At 64.3% G+C, this 20205-nt stretch carries 20 protein-coding genes and 1 pseudogene; 9 read left to right on the plus strand and 12 right to left on the minus strand.

Features of this window, described 5'->3' with window-relative positions:
- Nucleotides 1-22: 22 nt before the first annotated feature.
- The gene (locus FOM02_RS12210; protein WP_027559198.1) at nt 23-427 is read left to right on the plus strand and encodes a cupin domain-containing protein; all 405 of its coding nucleotides are present in this window, start codon (nt 23-25) and stop codon (nt 425-427) included.
- Between the two features lie 79 nt (nt 428-506).
- Here FOM02_RS12210 and FOM02_RS12215 read toward each other — a convergent pair whose 3' ends face one another.
- The 3 genes and pseudogenes from FOM02_RS12215 to FOM02_RS12225 all read right to left on the minus strand — a co-directional run bounded on the left by FOM02_RS12215 (nt 507) and on the right by FOM02_RS12225 (nt 2624).
- Nucleotides 507-863, minus strand: a complete 357-nt coding sequence (locus FOM02_RS12215) for a hypothetical protein (protein WP_027559197.1) — start codon at nt 861-863, stop codon at nt 507-509.
- Between the two features lie 176 nt (nt 864-1039).
- Nucleotides 1040-1623: pseudogene (locus FOM02_RS12220) on the minus strand (DUF2147 domain-containing protein).
- A 218-nt stretch (nt 1624-1841) separates the two neighbouring features.
- A complete protein-coding gene (locus FOM02_RS12225) occupies nt 1842-2624 on the minus strand; it encodes a transporter substrate-binding domain-containing protein (protein ID WP_027559195.1) in 783 nt (260 codons plus the stop codon).
- 114 nt (nt 2625-2738) lie between these two features.
- On the opposite strand from FOM02_RS12225, the gene FOM02_RS12230 reads away from it, so the two are divergent.
- Nucleotides 2739-3236: a DUF1993 domain-containing protein gene (locus FOM02_RS12230; protein WP_027559194.1), complete on the plus strand. Its 498-nt coding sequence runs from the start codon at nt 2739-2741 to the stop codon at nt 3234-3236.
- A gap of 69 nt (nt 3237-3305) precedes the next feature.
- On the opposite strand, the gene FOM02_RS12235 is transcribed toward FOM02_RS12230, so the two are convergent.
- From FOM02_RS12235 to FOM02_RS12260, 6 genes are all read right to left on the minus strand, one after another.
- Nucleotides 3306-3803: a hypothetical protein gene (locus FOM02_RS12235; RefSeq protein WP_027559193.1), complete on the minus strand. Its 498-nt coding sequence runs from the start codon at nt 3801-3803 to the stop codon at nt 3306-3308.
- A 258-nt stretch (nt 3804-4061) separates the two neighbouring features.
- The gene (locus tag FOM02_RS12240) at nt 4062-5051 is read right to left on the minus strand and encodes a hydroxyacid dehydrogenase (RefSeq protein WP_027559192.1); all 990 of its coding nucleotides are present in this window, start codon (nt 5049-5051) and stop codon (nt 4062-4064) included.
- Between the two features lie 34 nt (nt 5052-5085).
- Nucleotides 5086-6186, minus strand: a complete 1101-nt coding sequence (locus FOM02_RS12245) for an ABC transporter ATP-binding protein (protein ID WP_027559191.1) — start codon at nt 6184-6186, stop codon at nt 5086-5088.
- 6 nt (nt 6187-6192) lie between these two features.
- Nucleotides 6193-7104, minus strand: a complete 912-nt coding sequence (locus FOM02_RS12250) for a carbohydrate ABC transporter permease (protein WP_027559190.1) — start codon at nt 7102-7104, stop codon at nt 6193-6195.
- Complete coding sequence (locus tag FOM02_RS12255; protein ID WP_027559189.1) at nt 7104-8042, minus strand: carbohydrate ABC transporter permease; 939 nt, start codon at nt 8040-8042, stop codon at nt 7104-7106. Before FOM02_RS12255 ends, FOM02_RS12250 begins: the two co-directional genes overlap by 1 nt.
- A 137-nt stretch (nt 8043-8179) precedes the next feature.
- Complete coding sequence (locus FOM02_RS12260) at nt 8180-9520, minus strand: ABC transporter substrate-binding protein (RefSeq protein WP_027559188.1); 1341 nt, start codon at nt 9518-9520, stop codon at nt 8180-8182.
- A 505-nt stretch (nt 9521-10025) separates the two neighbouring features.
- Here FOM02_RS12260 and FOM02_RS12265 point away from each other — a divergent pair.
- Entirely contained in the window at nt 10026-10811 is a 786-nt protein-coding gene (locus FOM02_RS12265; RefSeq protein WP_027559187.1) for a Spy/CpxP family protein refolding chaperone, read from the plus strand.
- A 110-nt stretch (nt 10812-10921) separates the two neighbouring features.
- Nucleotides 10922-11299: a response regulator gene (locus tag FOM02_RS12270; RefSeq protein ID WP_027559186.1), complete on the plus strand. Its 378-nt coding sequence runs from the start codon at nt 10922-10924 to the stop codon at nt 11297-11299.
- A gap of 120 nt (nt 11300-11419) precedes the next feature.
- On the opposite strand, the gene FOM02_RS12275 is transcribed toward FOM02_RS12270, so the two are convergent.
- The 3 genes from FOM02_RS12275 to glk all read right to left on the minus strand — a co-directional run bounded on the left by FOM02_RS12275 (nt 11420) and on the right by glk (nt 13039).
- Nucleotides 11420-11575 (minus strand): hypothetical protein, encoded by a 156-nt coding sequence (locus FOM02_RS12275; RefSeq protein WP_167336502.1) that lies wholly within the window; start codon nt 11573-11575, stop codon nt 11420-11422.
- A gap of 145 nt (nt 11576-11720) precedes the next feature.
- A complete protein-coding gene (locus FOM02_RS12280) occupies nt 11721-11924 on the minus strand; it encodes a hypothetical protein (protein WP_027559185.1) in 204 nt (67 codons plus the stop codon).
- A gap of 134 nt (nt 11925-12058) precedes the next feature.
- Nucleotides 12059-13039: a glucokinase gene (gene glk / locus FOM02_RS12285; RefSeq protein ID WP_092214373.1), complete on the minus strand. Its 981-nt coding sequence runs from the start codon at nt 13037-13039 to the stop codon at nt 12059-12061.
- A gap of 254 nt (nt 13040-13293) precedes the next feature.
- Here glk and pncA point away from each other — a divergent pair, with 254 nt between their 5' ends.
- From pncA to FOM02_RS12310, 5 genes are all read left to right on the plus strand, one after another.
- On the plus strand, nt 13294-13938 hold the full coding sequence (gene pncA, locus FOM02_RS12290) for a bifunctional nicotinamidase/pyrazinamidase (RefSeq protein WP_027559183.1): 645 nt from the start codon (nt 13294-13296) through the stop codon (nt 13936-13938).
- 16 nt (nt 13939-13954) lie between these two features.
- Nucleotides 13955-15070 carry an alpha/beta fold hydrolase gene (locus FOM02_RS12295; protein WP_027559182.1) on the plus strand — a complete coding sequence of 372 codons (1116 nt, stop codon included), beginning with the start codon at nt 13955-13957 and terminating at the stop codon, nt 15068-15070.
- Between the two features lie 139 nt (nt 15071-15209).
- The gene (locus FOM02_RS12300) at nt 15210-17243 is read left to right on the plus strand and encodes an NAD(+) synthase (protein WP_027559181.1); all 2034 of its coding nucleotides are present in this window, start codon (nt 15210-15212) and stop codon (nt 17241-17243) included.
- 478 nt (nt 17244-17721) lie between these two features.
- The gene (locus tag FOM02_RS12305) at nt 17722-18537 is read left to right on the plus strand and encodes a sugar phosphate isomerase/epimerase family protein (RefSeq protein ID WP_027559180.1); all 816 of its coding nucleotides are present in this window, start codon (nt 17722-17724) and stop codon (nt 18535-18537) included.
- A gap of 30 nt (nt 18538-18567) precedes the next feature.
- Nucleotides 18568-20205 (plus strand): ABC transporter substrate-binding protein, encoded by a 1638-nt coding sequence (locus tag FOM02_RS12310; RefSeq protein ID WP_027559179.1) that lies wholly within the window; start codon nt 18568-18570, stop codon nt 20203-20205.

Consider the following 20205-nt stretch of genomic DNA (forward strand, 5'->3'; position numbering starts at 1 on the left):
CACTTTAGAAGCGAGGTACCCCATGGAGATTCACGTCGCAGGCACGCGGCCAACCCGCCGCGCGCCCAAGGAAAACTTCACCGGCACCGTGTGGCAGGATCCTGTGATCATGACGCCGGAGCCGGCGCACCTGAACTGCTCGCGCGTCTCGTTCGAGCCCGGCGCGCGCACCAACTGGCATCACCATCCGCTCGGGCAGACGCTCTACGTGATCTCCGGCGTTGGCCGCATCCAGGCCAAGGGCGGCCCGATCCGCGAGATTCGCCCTGGTGACACCATCTGGATCCCGCCCGGTGAGCTGCACTGGCACGGCGCATCGCCGACCAACGGGATGTGCCACATCGCCATGCAGGAAGCGCTCGACGGCAAGTTCTCGACCTGGCTTCATCCGGTGACGGACGAGGAATACGGCGCGCCGCTCGGCTAGCTCTCCGCTTTCTGCAAAATTCTGTGTCCCGGATCAGCGGTGCAGCGTTCCATGCCGCATCGCGTCCGGGACACACGACCTACATCCGCTCGGCAGTCCACGTTCCGGTGCACATGGCGCCGCGCCAGGTGCCGGAGCCGGACGTGCCGTTGAGGCGGCCGAAGCCGACCGCGCGCTTGATGCCGGTGCTCAAGGTGACATTGATGCTGCCGGCTTCCGCCACGCGGCCCGAGGCCGTCACCGCCGCGCTGCTCGAGGCGATCTGGCCGTTGCTGATGCCGATCGCGACCGTCGCGCCGTTCCCGCAGGTCTCGCTCGAGGACGAGATACGGACATTCCACGTGCCGTCGAAGGTGGAGCCGGCCGCATTGGCCTGCGCGAGCGGGAACGCGATGGCGACAATGCTGACGAAGAGACCTCTGCGAAATCCGTTCATGACACGCCCTTTGGGGTTGACCATGCGCCGACCGTCGCATGGCGGCGGAACCGGCGATGTGAGGGCTGTCACGTGTGCGAGATGCTGTGTGAGCTGCCGCACTTCGCGGTGATGCGGCGGAAAAAGCAAAGGGCCCTTGCGGGCCCTTTGTCTCCGTCAGAACGTCTGGCTCGAATTCAGTTCACCCGCGTCCAGGTCTGGCCGCCGCAGAACATGCCGCCGAAGGCGCAGCCCTGCACGCGCAGGCGGTCGGTGCCCTTCATTGCGATCGTTGAATCGTAGGTCGAGCCGGAGTTGGGATCGAGGATTCGCCCGGACCATTTCTGGTCCTTGCCGGGCTTCATGTTGATCAGGACCTGCTCGCCGTTCTGGTTCGATTTTGAATCGACCGAGTAGCCGCAGAGATTGTTGCCGCATTGCTCGATGCGGACCTTACCTTCCTTCTCCTCGGTGAGCCAGACGCCGAGCGGCGAATTGAGATCGCGCGCGGGCGCTGCTGCGGGAGCCGGCGGGGCGACGGCGCGGCTGGCGGTTGCGGATCGACCTTGGCCTGCTGCGGCGGCTGCTTGTCTGCGGGCGTCTCGTTCTTCTTGGCCTTCTTGGCCTTGCCCTGGCCGGTATTGTCGTACACGCCGGGGATCTGCACCGTGCCGCGGTCCGGATCGATGCGGATGGTGCGCCCGCCATATTCGAAGGTGTACTGCGCTTGCGCAGTGGTGCTCGCCAAAAGGAATGCGGCCGTGGCCAACAGCTTCCTCATTTCCATCTCCCGAACAGGTGGTCCCGCACCAACGCTTACGCGCCGGCTTCATTCCAAAACGTGATCTAGATCACTGTCTCGGTATGAGTCGTCGTCCCGCTGTTCCGGGTTCAATAGGCCTGGGGCCGGTCCAAAGTTTGGCAGAGGCAGGCGACAGGAGGACGCGGCCTGGAGCGCCGTCCCGCTGGAATCGGAACGGGACTCGAGATCGAAACGCTCTAGTCGAACCAGGCGGCGTAGATCTTCTTGTAGCTGCCGTCTTCCATGGAAATGTGCAGCCACTGGTCGACGAACGCCTTCAGCGCCATGTCGCGCTGGAGCCAGTAGGCCTTCTCGGAGAAGTCGAACGGCTTGTCCGGATGCACCGCGCAAAGCACGCCCGAATGCTGCTTCTGCTGGTAGCGCGTCTCGGATGCGTCCGTCATCATCAGGTCGGCATTGCCCTTGGCGATCTCGTCGAAGATCACGGTGTTGTCGGGGAAGACCGTGATCTCGGCATCCCGAACGTTGGCACGCGCGAAACGCTCATTGGTGCCGCCGGGATTGACGATGACGCGGGTGCCCTTCTTGTCGATGTCGGCAAGCGTCTGGTACTTGCCGACGTCGGCGCAGCGGGTGATCGGCGTCTTGCCCTCGCGCATGATCGGCGTCGAGAAGAAGCCCTTCCTCTGCCGGTCGAGCGTCACCGACACGCCGCCCATGGCGATGTCGAACTGGTCGGCCTCGAAATCCTTCATCAGCTTCGGCCAGGCGGTCGGCACGAACTCGACCTTGACGCCGAGCGCCTTGCCGAGCGCCTCCGCCATGTCGACGTCGAAGCCGGAGAACTGCTGCGTAGCCTTGTCGAGGTAGGTGAACGGCTTGTAGTCGCCGGTCATGCCGACGCGCAACGTGCCGCGCTTGACGATCTCGTCGAGGCGCGAGGGGGCCGCCTGCTGTGCGTGCGCCGAAAGACTTGCCAGCAGGACCACGGCCAGAGCCGTCACTATACGAACGATCATCTCTTTTCCACCCATGCCCGAGCTGTCATTGTGCAGCCCTCGACGTGTGGATTTAGACCAGATGCCAGTTGCTGGCGAGACGGAATTGAAGGGAATCTTGTCGTGACGATCTCGATGTACGAGGCCTCGGTCGGCCTCTTCGTGCCGTATTTGCGCAACCTGTCGGTCCTGCTCGACAAGGGCGTTGCCTATGCCGAGGCGCGCAAGTTCAATCCGGCGGTGCTGCTCGGCATGCGCATGGCGCCGAACATGTACGACCTGGCCCAGCAGGTCGGCGAGGCCTGCCGCCACGCGGTGGTTGCGCCAGCGCTGCTGGCACAGTGCGAGCCGGTGGCGCTGCCGCCGCTCGAGCACGACATGGCCGGCCTTCAGGCCCGCATCGCCACCTCAATCGAATTCATTGAAAGCCTGTCGCGCGCCGAGATCGACGCGGCGGCGGAGCTGAAGGTCTTCTTCCGGCTGAAGAACGGGACCGAGCTGCCCTTCACGGGGCGGACGCTGCTGCTCACCAACAGCGTCCCGCAATTCTTCTTTCACGTCACGACGGCCTACGACCTGCTGCGGCACGCCGGCGTCGAACTCGTGAAGAAGGATTTTTTGGGAAGGAAGTAGCGCCAGGCTCGATGTACACCTCTCCCCGGTCGGGAGAGGTGTGCGGAGGCGTGCGGCCAGAGATGGGCCTTAGGCGTCGCCCTTGCGCTCGAGCTCGGCGAGCGAGCTGCGGCCGGCGATCTCGCTGCGCAGCAGCTCGAAGCGACGGTGCGCCTCGTCCTCGTGCTCGTCGACGAAGCGCACGGCGGCCTCGCTGGTCATCGGGCCGCTGACCACGGGCGCGGACTGTTCGCCGATGGTCTCGTGGACATAGTACTGGCCGTCGTCGCCGCGATGGACCGTCCATTTCAGGCGGATCGCCACCATCGGTCCGGGACCGACCTTGCTGTAGCCGTCGGCATCGGTGTGATCAGGCACCAAGGGCTGCTCGTCGACCACCGGATGCTCGTCGACCGCATGATGTTCGTCAGCATGTTCTTCATGTTCTTCGGCGGCCGGCTGCTCACCGACGACGACCTCGGTCTCGCGGATGATCTCGATTTCGCGGACGATGACGCCCGGTTCGGGGTCCTCCAAGATGCTCGCGATGGTCGCCAGCGCGTGGTCGGTCGGGTCGATCTCTGACAAGGGTCCATCCTCCAGCTCGACGCGGCTGGCAAGTCTGTCCCACTGCCGCCGCGGCCGGATATATTACGCGGGTTCGATTAAGGCTGAGTTGGGGCCCGATCTGCACCAAAATGGGACGCATTCTGGCCTTCCGAAGGCGGGCGGACCATGCATGATCCGGAAAAGTGTGCAGCGGTTTCCGAAAAGATCATGCTCAAACAATGAGCTGAAGCGCGATGATGATTTATTACGCTTTAGCTGCCCGCCTTCGGATTTGGCTCAGCTCAGCACGTCCTGATTGATGACGTTCTGCCTGATGGGGTCGCCGTCCAGTACGCTCAGGATGTTGCGCGCGGTCTGCTCGCTCATGCGCTGGACCGCCTCGACCGTGACGCCGGCGACATGCGGGGCCATGATGACGTTGGGCAGCGCGAACAGCGCATTGCTGACCGGCGGCGGCTCCACCTCGAACACGTCGATGCCGGCACCGGCGATCTTGCCCGAGACGAGCGCATCATACAGCGCCGCCTCCTTCACGATGCCGCCGCGCGCGGTGTTGATGAGGTAGGATTTCGGCTTCATCCGGCCGATCCGCGCCGCATCGAACAGGCCGACGGTCTCGGGCGTCTTCGGGCAATGGATGCTGACGAAATCGGCGCTCGGCAGCGCGGCGTCGAGGTCGGTGACCGGCTCGCAGCCGGCGGCCTTGATGTCGGCTGCAGGCTTGTAGGGATCGTAGACCTGAACCTTCATTTCCATCGCCAGGCAGCGCTTGGCGGTGCGGCTGCCGATGCGGCCGAAGCCGATGATCAGCACGGTCTTGCCGTAGAGGTCGAACGGCAGCATGCCGAGCCGGTCGGCCCATTTGCCGTCCTTGACGCAGGCGTGCATCTCATTGGCGCGCTTGGCCAGCGTCAGCATCATGAACAGCGCCTGTTCGGCGACCGAGGGCGAGTTCGCGCTGCCCGCGACCATCAACGGCACCTTGCGGCGGGAGAGGGCGGGCACGTCGACGGCGTCGTAGCCGACGCCGATGCGGGTCACCACCTTCATGTCCCTGGACGCCTCGAGCTCGGTCTGGCCGAAGGCGGTGGCGCCGAGCGCCACGCCATGGACCGGCGCATGGCTCTTCAGCAGGGCCTCGAAATCCTTGGCCGAGATCAGGTTCGAAAACTCGACGAGCTCGATATCGTCCCGCTGGGTGAGAAGGGCACGTGCCCCTTGCGACAAAGTTTGTGTAACGAAAATCTTCTTCTTGTTGGTCGCCATTGCTCCCCGCCTGCTCGCGTTTCTTGAGCCGGCCTCACAACACGACGCCGGTCTCCTCGTTTAGCAGGTGCATATTGTTGAGGTCCATCGCCAAACGCATGGGAGCCCCGTCCGTAGCGCCGGCATTGGGATCGACGCGGCCGCACACGGGCGTGCCGTCGAGCCCGAAATAGACCAGGGTCTCCATGCCCATCGGCTCGGTGACGTCGAGCACGGTGTCGAAGGTCTCGACGCCCGGCCCGAGATGCGCATGCGACTCGGTGAGATGCTCGGGCCGAATGCCGAGCAGCAGCTTGTCGGTGCGCGGCAGCGCGTTGTAGCGCGCGGCTCGGGCCGGCGGCAGCGCGAAGGCAATGCGGTCTGTGAGGCGGAGCTGGAGCGTGCCGCCGGAATCCTCGAGCCGGCACGGGATGAAGTTCATCGCGGGCGAGCCGATGAAGCCGGCGACGAAGCGCGTTGCCGGCTTGTGGTAGAGCTCGTTCGGCGTTCCGATCTGCTCGATGCGGCCCTTGTTCATGACCACGACGCGGTCGGCCAAGGTCATCGCCTCGACCTGGTCGTGGGTGACGTAGACCGTCGTCGTGCGCACCTTCTGGTGCACCTTCTTGATCTCGATCCGCATCTGCACGCGCAGCTTCGCATCGAGATTGGACAGCGGCTCGTCGAACAGGAACACCTTCGGATTGCGCACGATGGCGCGGCCCATTGCGACGCGCTGGCGCTGGCCGCCGGAGAGCTGCTTCGGCTTGCGGTCGATCAGATCGGTGATGTCGAGCAGGCGGGCGGCCTCCGTCACCCGAGCCTTGATTTCGGCCTTGGGATAGTGCTTCAGGCGCAGTCCGAACGACATGTTTTCCGCGACCGTCATGTGCGGGTAGAGCGCGTAGTTCTGGAACACCATCGCGATGTCGCGGTCCTTGGGCGGCACGTCGTTGACGACGTCGCCGCCGATCATGATGTCGCCGTCGCTGATGTCCTCGAGCCCTGCGATCATGCGCAGCGTGGTCGACTTGCCGCAGCCGGAGGGGCCGACCAGCACGATGAACTCGTGGTCGGCGATATCAAGGTCGATGCCGCGCACGGCTTCGACGTCGTCGTAACGCTTAACTACTTTCCGCAGAGCAACGTCAGCCATGAGTCATCAACCCTTTGTCGCACCGGCGGTCAGGCCGGCAATGTAGTAGTCCATCAGGAAGGCGTAGATGATCAGCGGCGGCGCGGCGCCCAGCAGCGCACCGGTCATGATCTGTCCCCAGTTGAACACGTCGCCCTTGATCAGCGTCGTGGTGATGCCGACCGGCAGCACGAGCTGATCCACTGAGGTCGTGAACACCAGCGGATAGAGGAACTGCGCCCAGGACACCGTGAAGGCGAAGATGGTCGCCGCGATCAGCCCGGGCAGCGCGACCGGGATGAAGATCCGCGTCAGGGTCTGAAGCCAGGAGGCGCCGTCGATGAGGGCGGCCTCATCGAGCTCCTTCGGGATCGAGGCGAAATAGCCGATCATGATCCAGGTGCAGAACGGCACCGTCAGGGTCGGATAGATGAACAGCAGCACGTACCATCGGTTGAGCAGCGTGATGCCGGTCAGGTCCTGGATCACCCCGAGCATCTTGAACAGCGGAATGAACAGAAGGCTGTCCGGGATCAGGTAGGTGAGGAAGACGCCGGTGGCCAGAGTCGCCGAGCCCCAGAACTTCATCCGCGCCAACGCGAAGGCCGCGGGGATGCTGATCAGCATCGTGATGATCACGACCGTGATCGAGATGATCGACGAGTTCCAGAAGAACCGCAAAAACTGGTTCGAGGTCAGGAGCTCGACATAGTTCGACAGCGTCGGGTGGAACACCCACCACGGGTTGGTTGCCGCCGATATTTCCGCGCTGCTCTTGAGCGAAGTGATCAGCATGTAGATCGGCGGCGTCAGGAAGAAGATCGCGAACAGCACCAGGAAGAAATAGGACCAGCGCAGCGCCCAGGCGCGGTCGCGGCTCATGCTGCCATACTTGACCTTTCGGGAAGGCCCGGCCTTGTCGATTGTGAGCGTGCTCATCAGGCTTCGTTCCCCCGCTTGGTGACATCACGCAGGATGAAGACCGCTGCGACGGCGAGGATCGGCACCATGAACAACGACACGCAGGCGCCGAGCGGAATGTCGCTGCTCTGGATGCCGACCTGGAACGCCCAGGTGGCGAACAGATGCGTCGTATCGAGCGGGCCGCCGGAGGTCAGGATGCGCACGATGTCGAAATTGGCGAAGGTGACGATCAGCGAGAACAGGGTGGTGATGGCGATGATGTTGCGCATCATCGGCAGCGTGACGTACCAGATCCGCTGCCACCAATTGGCGCCGTCGATCGCCGCCGCTTCGTAGAGCTGGTCGGGCACGGATTTCAGCGCCGCCAGATACATGATCAGGAAGAACGGCGCGCCGTACCAGACGTTGACAAGGATGACCGAGAAGCGCGCCCAGAAAGTGTCGCCGAGCCATGGAATCGGCCCGACACCGAAGAATGAGAGCGTGTAGTTGAAGGCGCTGTAGGAGGGGTCGAACAGCCACAGCCAGGCGAGCGTGCTCATCGCCGGCGGGATCACCCAGGGCACCAGCAACATGCCGCGCCATTTGCGCTGCTTCTTGCCGGGAATGTTATGGACGAAATGCGCGACGATGAAGCCGATCAGCGCCTTGAAGATCACGGCGGTGATCGCAAAGATGCAGGACTGCTTCACCACCATCCAGAACGTCTCGCGCTTGAACAGGAAGGTGAAGTTGCTAAGGCCGACGAATTTCGTCATCGCCTTGTTCAGCGTCGCCAGATAGAGCGAATAGAAGGCGGGATAGAGCACGAGCAGCGCGATCAGGAGGATCAGCGGCAGCGTCAGGAAGAACGCGACCGTGGATTTTCGGCCCAGCGCGTTGCGCAGGCCCGATCCCTTGCGCGCGCCCGCCGCACGGGCGAGGCGACCTTGCTCAACGACGACATCGGCCATGGCAGAGTCCTTGGGTCAGCTTTTCGTAAACTGTCGAGCCACGAGGCCGGCCATACCGGTCGGCTCCACGGTCATGCGGATGAGGATGCCGAGGCGATACACGCGCGCGGCGTCAATCGCCTCGGCGGAGTCCCGGCCTAGCTCCGCATGAAGCCTTCGCACTCGCCTTCGGCCCAGGCGAGCGCCTGATCCAGCGTTTCGCCCCGCGCATATCGCAGCGCCATCTTGGTCAGCGTCGCCTGGAAGTAGATCTGCTGCGCGATCTTGGGCGGCGCGGGCGACGCTGCGATCGACAGCGTCTGATGCTTGTAGGGGTCCGGATAGTGGAAGAGCGTTCCCTTCGGCGGCCCTTCCTCCTCCCACGTCTTGAACTTGGTCATGTTGGCGTAGGCCGGCAGGTCATAGCCGCCGCTCACCGCGACGAACTTCTCGATCGACGTCGGTGAGGACAGGTGAACGAGCAGGCTCTTGGCCGCCTCCTTGTTTTTGCCGAAGCTCCAGACGCCCCAGAAATAGGGCAGGTACGGCGCAAACCGTCCCTTCGGACCGGACGGGAAGCCGTGCGTCCAGCACTGTTCGGCGACCTGCGGCGCGTCGCGCTTGGCGACGGCCCAGGCGCTCGGCGGATTGAGGATCATCGCGCCGCGGCCGGAAATCAGCCATTTGTTGTTCGAGGCGTCGTCCCAGGACGGCGCGTCGGGCGGCAGGAACGCGATGAGCTTCTTGTAGAACTCCATCGCCTGGCGAACCTGATCGGTCTTCACCGTGATGTCGCCCTTGGCATTGACGAGCTCGGCACCGAAGGACTGGAAGATCGCGCCGGCGGTGTCCACGCTGTCGGTGGTCTCGCCAAGACCGATGCCGAATGCAAAGCCTGCCTTGTGGCAAGCCTCGGCCGCCTTCAGGAAGGTCTCCATAGTCCAGTTCTCGACCTTGGGCGGGCCGCCGGCCGGATACATCTCCTGCACGTCGATGCCGGCATGCTTTTTCATCAGATCGATACGGGAGCAGGGGCCCTTGATCTGGCTGCCGGGTGTCGCGGGTGTCGCGAGCCACTTGCCGCCCGACTGTCCGAGATATTTGACGGTGCCGTTCACCTCGCCGTTCTGCTTGATGAGCGGCTCCATGATGTCGTTGAGCGGCTCGAGATTCTCGGCATAGGCCTGCGGCCACCAGCTCGGCATCTGAAGGATGTCGTGGCCGGACTTGGCTTGTGCCTCGGCGGCGGCGGTCAGCTCGATCTTCTTGTTGTTGCTGGTGATGTAGTCGATGGAGACTTCGACCTTCTCCTTCGCGGCCCATTCATTGACGAGATCGGTCGAGGCCTTGTTGGCGCCCGGCACCCAATGGTCCCAGAAGCCGATCGAGAGTTTGCCGGCGGCGTAGGCGCCCCGGACATAGGGCGCGGTGATCAGCGCCGCGGAGGACATTGCAGTGGCAGCCACAAATTGACGTCGCGTCAGTTTCTTGCGTGACATCTCGTTTCCTCGCTTGGGTGTTTTATTGTTCTGGTGTTTCCTCTGGCATTCCCGAGTTTTGTTTTTGATTTTCTTCTTGGCGTTTCTTCTTGGAATTCTCGTTGACCGTTTCTTGTTGCTGCCGCCAGCGTCGATGGCAAATCAGGCGGGAGGCGGCAAATTGGTAGCGCGATCAGATCATGATTGATCGCGTCTGTCGAGAAAACCGAATGGCGACCGTCTAGAACTAACGTTGTGCCTGAAGCCGCGACGGTATCGCGCGGCCAACGTCAACCGTGCGCGCTCCTTTTGCGACGCACACTTCGCACAAGCCCGCCCGGAACACGCCGTGCGCAATTACGCCGCAGTTTCGAATAAGCCTGCATAACCGCTTCGCGCGAAAGACTTTTCGGGCGTGGACAGCGATCGGCTGCGTCTGGACCTCGAAGCGGTGAAAACGATAGAGTTGCAACCGGCGGGTGGCTCCCACCCCGACAGGCCAATCAGATCGACGATGGAGACGAGAATGATCAACCCGGCGCCGCCCGCGCGGCTTCACTTGCGGCGATGGTTCGCGCTGGGGTCCGTGCTCGCGCTGCTGCTCGGCGCCGCCGCGGTGGCGAATGCTCAAGGCTTGGTCAAGGGTGTTCAGGACGGCGCGGCGGCCGGGAACAAGGCAGCGGGTCCCGTCGGTGGCGTGCTCGGCGGCGCGATCGGCGGCGTGGTCGGCGTCTTCACCGGCGTGCTCGGCGTCGGCAACAACGGCAATCAGGCGCCGGCCGCCAATAAGGATGCCAGCAAGGACGCCAAGCAGCAGGGCGCGGGCAAGGACAAGGATGCCAAGAACGCCAAGGCGGGCAAGGGCGCCAAGGCGACCAAGGAAGCCAGGAATGCGCCGCAGGACGGCAAGGACAACAAGGATGTCACGGTTCTCACGCAGACCGGGGCGCCGCAGCTGACCGCCGATCAGATCGTCGCCAACAGCGATTCCTATATCGAGCGGATCAAGACCGAGCTGAACCTCACGCCCGACCAGGAGAAGCACTGGTACGGCTTCTCCAGCGCCATGCACTACCTCGGGCATAATGGTGCGGAGCGGCTCAACCTGCGGGTTGCGCGGGCCAAGCGGGATCCGCCTGACGACATCATCGAGCAGATGCGCAACGAGGCCCAATTCCTGATCGACCGCGCCGCCGACCAGCGCAATGTCGCCGACGCCGCCGAGCCGCTCTATTCGAGCCTCGACGACAAGCAGAAGCAGGTCTTCATCCAGGAGATGGTGCGCCTCAGCCACGAGCGCGGACTGGATTGATCAAGTTGAATCGGATCGGGCGCGCCTGAATTAACGGCACCGCCACGAATTCGTGAATCCTCTCCGCAATTCGGTTATGATTAGCTTCGCAAGCTGACTGCGGGGTTGATATGGCGGACGGACTCTCCGTTTTCCTGGTCGAAGACGAGGCGTTGATCCGGATGATGATCGCCGACATGGTGGAGGAGCTCGGCCACCACGTCGTCGCGGAAGCGGACAATGTCCGCGACGCCAGCGCCTTTGCCATGACCGCGCAGTACGATCTGGCCATCCTCGACATCAACCTCATGGGCGTCTACGTCGATCCCGTCGCCGATCTGATCGAGCGCCGCGGAAAGCCGTTCCTGTTCGCCACCGGTTACGGGCCGGAGTTGCTGCCGTCCTTGCTCCGGCGCAGGCCGATCCTGCGCAAGCCGATTTCGATCGATCAGCTCAAGGCGATGATCGATTCGATGTTTCCGGAAGCAACGGCGAAGGCGCCGCACTGAGCGAAGACGCCGCGTTGGCGACGGCGAAGACGCCGCGCCGAGAGTGTCAACGAAAATGGCCGCCCGTTAGGGGCGGCCATTCCCGGCGCAATAATCTAATTCCAACAGTCTAATTCAATGTCACATCAGGCCGGCGCTGAGGTCGATGCCGCGCGCCATCAGGCCGAACGAGGCCACGAGGCCCATGCAGCAGAACAGCACGACGGTCTTGAAGGCAGAATCGGCAATACGCGTTTCGACAGCAGCCGGCATCGCGGCGAGCGAAATCATGCTCATGTTCATTCCCCCCTTTGTGTTGACCCTGAATTGCATCAGGTGAGGGAACTCTTAGAGCAAAAAGTTTGACGCGAGCTTTCGAGGGATCGTTAACGGAATCGCAATCTGATCGCGGATTCGCGCGCCGCCACGGGACCGCCGATTCTCAGCCGCGGCCGTTCTTCAGCACGGTGGCAATGGTGTGAGCCGTCATGGCGGCCCGGTCCGAGGCACGCTGCGCCGCCAGCCGGTCGCGGGCCTTTTCCTCGATCAGGAGCTCGATCAGGGCGAGCCGCTTGTCCTCGTCGTCCGCCTCGGTCAGCAGGCGGTGATAGCGGTGATAGTCGAAGCCTAGGTCCTGCTTGCGCATGTCACGCCCCCGCAACTACGCTACACACTGCGCGAATTGTTTCTCATCGGAAACGAAGGGGCAAGCACGATCCTGCGTGGAACCGTGTGTGGACTGCAATCAGCTGTGAATTACCGGAGCCGAACGCGCGTATCTCAATCCGGATTGTGATCGGCGAACATCTTGAGGCCCAGGAAGCTTGCATCGGGCTTGGTGACCAGCCGCGTCGGGATGTTGCGCAAGTAATCCTGGAAGCGGCCCTTGGCCTCGAAGCGCGCCCGGAAGGCGGAGGCTGCGAGGAACTCCGGAAAGCGCGGTGCGATTCCGCCGGCGATATAGACGCCGCCGCGGGCGCCGAAGGTCACCGCGAGATTGCCCGCGACCGAGCCGAGAATGGCGCAGAACATTTCCAAGGTCGCGCGGCTGACGGGACAGCTGCCCTCGAGCGCCGCCTTGGTGATGGCTGCGGCATCGCGATGCGGCACCTGGGCGCCGTCGACCTCGGCCAGCGCCTGGTAGAGGCTTTGCAGGCCGGAGCCGGACAGCGCGCCGCGCTCGATGGAGACGTGGCCGAGGCGTCGGCGCAGGCACGCGATCACGCGCTCCTCGCGCTCGTTCTCAGCCGGCAGGGTGGCGTGTCCGGCCTCGGTCACGACGGCCAGCCGTGCGCCATGGCGCTCGACCAGGCAGGATACGCCGAAGCCGGTTCCAGGCCCGACCACCAGCAACGGCTCTCCGGGCAGGCCGTCCTGTCCGCCGAGCGGGATCAGGTCGGCCGGCTCCAGGGCGGGCAGGGACCAGGCCACCACCTCGAAATCATTGAGCACGTGCACAGTGTCAAAGCCGAGGGCGGGCTGGAGCTCGTTGCCGTCGATGACCCAGGGGCTGTTGGTCATGACGCAGCGATTGTTGGTGACGGGACCCGCCACGGCCAGCACGGCGCGCTGGGGCGGTGCGCCGCCGGTCCTGCGCGCGAGAACATCGACAATGGCTTCCCGGACGGTCGGGAAATCGGCGACCTTCACATAGTCGATCGGTCCGGCCTCCTGGCTTCCGCCATCCTGGCTCAGCGCGAAGCGCGCATTGGTACCGCCGATATCGGCGAGAAGAATCTGTCCTGTCCTGCCGATCGTCATGACCATATGGCTTCCGCAGCTTGGTGGCTGCGGGAAACCTTTTCCTCCGCTCTATCGACGCAAATCCGCCTGCTGCGGATATCAGAGAATCCGCCCTTGGGTGCGGCTAGTCAACACGGACGCGGGCAAACCGTTTCATTTCGGGCACGATCCGCGACCAATTTGAACAGATCGCGCAACGCTTCGTTGGTTGCGAAGCCGTGCGGGAAGATCGACATTGGCAAAGAGCGTTCGGCGCCCGTCGCGCCGGGCGGATGGAACGGGACCCTGCGATGAAGATTTCAGACCGCGACGTGCTGCTGGTGATCGACGTGCAGAACGATTTCTGCACCGGCGGGGCGCTCGCCGTTCCCGGCGGCGAGAAGGTTGTCCCGGCCGTCAACCGGATTGCCCAAAAGTTCGCCAATGTGGTGCTGACCCAGGACTGGCATCCGGCCGACCATGTCTCCTTCGCGCCGAACCATGCGGGCAAGCAGCCGTTCCAGACCGTCGAGCTCGACTACGGGACGCAGGTGCTCTGGCCGACGCATTGCGTGCAGGGCACGGCCGGCGCCGCATTTCATCGCGACCTCGAGGTCACCTGCGCGAGCCTCGTCGTGCGCAAGGGCTTTCGCCGCGGCATCGATTCCTATTCGGCACTGTTCGAGAACGACCATCGCACGCCGACCGGCCTGCTCGGCTATTTGCGCGAACGCGAACTGAAGACCGTGTTCGTCGCAGGTCTCGCGCTCGACTTCTGTGTACGCTTCTCAGCGGAGGACGCCCGCAAGGCCGGCTTCGAGGTCGCCGTGGTCGAGGACGCCTGCCGCGGCATCGATCTCGGCGGCTCGGTGGCCGCAACGCATCAGAGTTTTCGCGACCTCGGCATTTCGGTCGTCAACCTCGAGGCGTTCCTGTGAGGATCGTGAGATAGCCATGGTGGAGACGACAGGCAAACAGAAGGGCGGGCCGCGACCGGTCCCGGACGAGGCGCTGCTGTGGCCGCTCGCGGCGGCACGGCTCGCGATGGACGCCTGCTTCTGGTGGGTGGAGCGGCCTTCGCCGGAGCAGAACGACAGCAGCCTGCCGTGGACGACACCCAACTCCGTCGCGCTGGAGCTTACGACCATGCGCCTGCGCGATTGCTCGCGAACGCGCTCCGGCCAGCCGGCTCTGGTCTGCGCGCCATACGCGCTGCATCGCGCCCTGATCGCCGACTTCGCGGCCGGCCATAGCGTGGCGCAGTCCCTGCAAAGCGGCGGCATCGACCGCGTCTATCTCACCGACTGGCGCTCGGCCTCGCCCGAGATGCGCTATCTCTCGATCGACAGCTATCTGTCCGATCTCAACGTCGCCATCGACGAGATCGGCGTGCCGGTCGATCTGATCGGCCTGTGCCAGGGCGGCTGGCTGTCGCTGCTGTATGCGGCGCGCTTTCCGGCCAAGGTGCGGCGGCTGGTGCTGGCAGGCGCGCCGGTCGATCTTGCGATCGAGTCCGAGCTCTCCCAGCTCGTTCGCAGCACGCCTGTGGCGGTCTACGATCAACTCGTCGCGCGCGGCGGCGGCAATGTCAGCGGTGAAGAGATGCTGCGTTTCTGGTCCAAGGCGCCGACCCGCGAGGATATCGCGGCCGCGTTGCAGAGGGACCTCACCGACGAGGAGGGCGCCGCGCTGCTCGCGCGCTTCGACCACTGGAATAGCGAGACGCTCAACCTGCCCGGCGGGTATTATCTCGAGGTCGTCAACTGGATATTCCGCGAAAACCGGATTGCCGCAGGCAGTTTCACCGCTCTCGGCCGTGCGGTCGATCTGAAAAATGTCAGGGCGCCGCTCTTCCTGCTGGCCGGGCTCGACGACGATGTGGTGCCGGCATCACAGGCGCTCGCCACCGCCAACCTCGTCGGCACGCCGCCAGCCTTCATCGCGGCGGCCTCCGAGCCCAGCACTCATCTGGGCCTGTTCATGGGTGAGCGGACCCACGCCCATGCCTGGCCGCGGATCGCCGAGTGGCTGCTTGACGACCTCTCGGGCGTGCTGGCCCGCAGCGCCTGACCGCGGCAGGTGCCGGGCAGGCCGCCCTCGCAAATCCGTTATGCATGATGGCGGATGGCCTGCACGGGGCGGGGTCGATGGGTTACATAGAGATTAAGGAGCCGTCGGCACCGGCCGCGATGAGATTTAAGGGTACGCGATGACTTTCCATTCGATCTACGCCCACGGATTTGCGCGCGTGGCGGCCTGCGTCACCACGTCCCATGTCGCCGATCCCTCGGCCAACGCGAAGGCCGTGCTGGAGGCGGCAAATGCCTGCCACGAGCAGTCGGTGGCCGTCGCCGTGTTTCCCGAGCTGTGCCTGTCCGGCTACGCGATCGAGGATTTGGTCAAGCAGGATCCGCTGCTCGATGCGGTCGAGCACGGGCTCGCCGCGATCGTCGAGGCCTCCTCGGCGCTGATGACTGTCCTGATCGTCGGCGCACCGCTGCGGTTCGGCAATCGCATCTACAATTGCGCCGTGGTCATTCACCGCGGCAACGTCCTTGGCGTCGTGCCGAAGAGCTATTTGCCGACCTATCGCGAATTCTACGAGGGACGGCATTTCGCCTCCGGTACCGGCATCGCCGGCGAGACGATCGCCTTCGGCGGGCTGCATGCCCCGTTCGGTACCGACCTGTTGTTTGCGGCCGAGGACGTGCCGGGCCTGACCATTGGCGTCGAGATCTGCGAGGATATGTGGATCCCGGTGACGCCGGCCTCGGAGCTCGCGCTCGCCGGCGCAAGCGTGCTGATCAATCTGTCGGGCAGCCCGATCACGATCGGCCGGGCGCGCTCGCGCGCGCTGCTGTGCCAGTCGACCTCGGCGCGCTGCCTCGCGGCCTACGTCTATGCGGCGGCCGGAGCAGGGGAATCCACCACGGATCTGGCCTGGGACGGCCAGACCTCGATCTACGAGAACGGCGTGCTGCTGGCCGAGGGGGAGCGGTTCCGCCAGGGCGGGCAGATCACCACGGCGGACGTCGATCTCGACCTGCTCAGGCAGGAACGCGCGCTGATGGGCACGTTCGACGACAACCGCCGCCAGCGCGAAGGTTTTTATCGCAGGATCACCTTCGCCCTGAAGCCGCCGGCGGCCGACATCGGCTTCCGGCGCAGCATCGAGCGCTTTCCGTTCGTGCCGAGCGATGAGAGCCTGCTCGAGCAGGATTGCTACGAGGCCTACAACATCCAGGTCGCCGGCCTCGTGCAGCGCATGCGCGCGACCGGCACCAAGCGCGTCGTGATCGGCGTGTCTGGCGGCCTCGATTCCACCCATGCCCTGATCGTCGCCGCCAAGGCCGTCGATCTGCTCGGCCTGCCGCGTGAGAACATCCTCGCCTACACCATGCCGGGCTTTGCCACCGGCAGCGAGAGCAAGACCAATGCGCTGGCGCTGATGAAGGCGTTGCAGACGAGCTGGCAGGAGCTCGACATCCGCACCACGGCGACGCAGATGCTGAAGGACATCGGCCATCCCTTCGGCAAGGGCGAGAAGGTCTACGACATCACCTTCGAGAACGTGCAGGCGGGCCTGCGCACCGACTATCTGTTCCGGCTTGCCAATCATCACGGCGGCATCGTCATCGGAACCGGCGATCTCTCCGAGCTCGCGCTCGGCTGGTGCACCTATGGCGTCGGCGACCAGATGGCGCATTATAATGTCAACGCCGGGGTGCCGAAGACGCTGATCCAGCATCTGATCCGCTGGGTGATCGCCTCCAAGCAGTTCTCCGGCGACGTCAACAAGACGCTGGCCTCGATCCTGTCGGCGGAGATCTCGCCGGAGCTGGTTCCGGTCAAGCCGGGCGAGACGCCGCAGAGCACGGAAGCGTCCGTCGGCCCCTACGAGCTGCAGGACTTCAACCTGTTCTACACGCTGCGGTTCGGCATGCGGCCGTCCAAGATCGCCTTCATGGCGCAGCACGCCTGGAAGGATGTCGCCAAGGGCGAATGGCCGCCAGCTTTCCCGACCGACAAGCGCAGGGCCTACGATCTTGCCGAGATCCGGCGCTGGCTGGAGGTGTTTCTGCGCCGCTTCTTCGCCTTCAGCCAGTTCAAGCGCTCGGCGATGCCGAATGGACCGAAGGTCTCGGCCGGCGGCTCACTGTCGCCGCGCGGCGACTGGCGCGCGCCGTCGGATTCGAGTGCGACGGCATGGCTCGAGGATCTCGAGCGGAACGTGCCGAAATGATCTGATCGGGCAAAACTGATCGGGAAGGATGCCCAAAACGATTTCGCGCCGTGCGGCTGATCAAGCCGGCGGCGCGAAATTGCATTCGATGCTGAAAGTGCCGAGGTCCGGAGTGCCTAGGAGTCCGGACCTCGTTCACCTTGCCCCAGCCTTCAATCCCCCGCCCCATGTGGTCCCCCAACCCCATGTAGCGCGATCAGAGGGTGATGCCCTTGGAACTGGCCGCCGATCGATGTCCCGCGATGTACGCGACATCGAAATAGGATTCCATTCCGGATCACTACGGACACGATTCAACTTGCTTCTGCGGCAAGTTGCACGGGCCTGCATCGACGCCAGCGCCGCTGCACAACATCGAGGCTGGCGATGCGCGGGATGTCCACATCTGCTCGACGCTGCGGAATCTCGGTTTCACGGGGCTGTCATTGAACTGGTCTAGCGCTGCTCCCGTCGTCGCTGACGGTCAAGGGAGCAACCCATGTCGAAGCCAGTGCTGGGCGCCGCGCTGTCCATCAAATCGATCCCCGCCCATCGCGACTGGCTCCTGGAACGTCAGCGCGATCTCGAAATCCAGGATTTCTTCCGCGCCGACCTGCTCGACAGCGATTGGCGCAGCACCGCGGCCGAGATCAAGCAGATGCTGTCGGGCCATACCGGCCGGCTCGGCATTCATGGGCCGTTCTGGGGTTTCAAGATCGACAGCCACGATCCGATGATCCGCCAGGCCGTCACCAAGCGCCTGCTTCAGGGCCTCGACGCCGCCGAGTTCCTCGGCGCGACGCAGATGGTGATCCATTCGCCGTTCACGACCTGGGATCACAACAATCTCGATCTCTATCCCGACAGCCGCAGCAACCTCGTCGAACGCGTCAAGGCGACGCTCGCCGAGGTGATCGCGCGCGCCGAGACGACCGGCTGCGAGATCGTGATCGAGAACATCGAGGACAAGGATCCGCGCGACCGCGTGCGCCTCGCCAAGGCGCTCGAAAGCAGCAAGATCCGCGTCTCGCTCGACACCGGCCACGCCAATTATGCCCACATCTCCACCGGCGCGCCGCCGGTCGACTATTACGTCGAGACCGCCGGTGACATGTTGACGCACGTCCATCTCCAGGACACCGACGGCTTTGCCGACCGGCACTGGGCGCCGGGCGAGGGCAACATCCCCTGGGTCGCCGTGTTCCGCGCGCTTGGCCGGCTGACGTCCAATCCGCGGCTGATCCTCGAGCTGCGCAACCACGACCACGTTCGCGCCGGCGCCGCGCATCTCGCCGCGCTCGGTCTCGCGGAATAGCCGATCCAACGAAGGGCAGGGGTTATCGTCATGACAAAGTTTTCCCGTCGCACCATCCTGAAATCCGGCGGCGCGGCCGCCGGCACGCTGCTGCTGCCGCGCTTTGCGATCGCGCAGGGCGACAACCGTCCCTCGGTCACGATCGCCGTGCAGAAGGTGACGAACGCCAACGTGCTCGACGTGCTGCGCGAGCAGTCCAATGTCGGCGAGCGCGTGTTCTTCTCCTCGATCTGGGAAGGCCTGATCTCGAAGAACTGGCGCGGCAACCTCGAGGCCGTGCCGGGCCTCGCCACCGAATGGCGCCGCATCGACGATCAGACCGTCGAGCTGAAGCTGCGCCAGGGCGTCAAGTTCCATAACGGCGACGAGCTGACCGCCGAAGACGTCGTCTTCACCTTCAGCCGCGAACGCATGTTCGGCGAGACCGAGGCCAAGAGCCGCACCACCATCCAGGCCTTCGAGAAGATCCCGACGCCGCGCCCGGGCAAGGAATTGCCGCCGGACGTGCCAGCCGTCGCCCGCCGCATCTGGCCGGACCTCGTGCGCGTCGATGCCGTCGATAAGTACACCGTGCGCTTCTACAACGCGACGCCCGACGTCACGATCGAGGGCCGGCTGCAGCGCTACGGCTCAGACATCATGAACCGCCGCGCCTGGGAGGAATCCGCAAGCTATCTCGACTGGGCGCGCAAGCCGATCACGACTGGTCCGTACAAGGTGGTCGAGCTCAGGCCCGACGTCTCGCTGACGCTGGAAGCCCACGACGAATATTGGGGCGGCCGGCCGCCGCTCAAGCGCATTCGCTTCCTCGAAGTGCCTGAGGTCGCGAGCCGCATCAACGGCCTGCTCTCGGGCGAATACCAGTTCGCCTGCGACATCCCGCCGGACCAGATCGCCGGCATCGAGAAGAATGCTGCGTTCGAAGTGCAGGGCGGCACCATTCTCAATCACCGCCTGACTGTGTTCGACAAGAACCACGCCGTGCTCGCCAACCCGCTCGTGCGCCGCGCCTTCACCCACGCGATCGACCGCCAGGCGATCGTCGACAGCCTGTGGGCCGGCCGCACGCGCGTGCCGAAAGGTTTGCAGTGGGAATTCTACGGCGACATGTTCAACGCCGACTGGAGCGTGCCAGCCTACGATCCCAAGCTCGCGCAGGATCTGCTCAAGCAGGCCAATTACAAGGGCGACCCAATCCCGTATCGCCTGCTCAACAATTACTACACCAACCAGGTCGCGACCGCGCAGATCCTGGTCGAGATGTGGAAGTCGGTCGGCCTCAACGTCCAGATCGAGACCAAGGAGAACTGGTCGCAGATCATGGAGCGCGCGCCGACCCGCGCCGTGCGCGACTGGTCGAACTCGGCCGCCTTCAACGATCCGGTCTCCTCGCTGGTCGCCCAGCACGGACCGAACGGCCAGCAGCAGCAGATCGGCGAATGGACCAATGTCGAGCTGAACAAGCTCTCGGAGTTCCTGGAGACCTCGACCGATCGTGAGGCGCGCAAGAAGGCGTTCCGCCGCATGCTGGAGATGGCCGAGCGCGAGGATCCCGCCTACACGGTGCTGCACCAGAACGCGACCTTCACGGCCAAGCCGAAGTCGATCAAGTGGAAGGCGGCGCCGGCATTCGCGATGGATTTCCGCGCCGGCAATTTCGAGGCGTAA

Source organism: Bradyrhizobium sp. SEMIA (assembly GCF_014844175.1).
GTDB classification, from domain to species: Bacteria; Pseudomonadota; Alphaproteobacteria; order Rhizobiales; family Xanthobacteraceae; genus Bradyrhizobium; species Bradyrhizobium arachidis.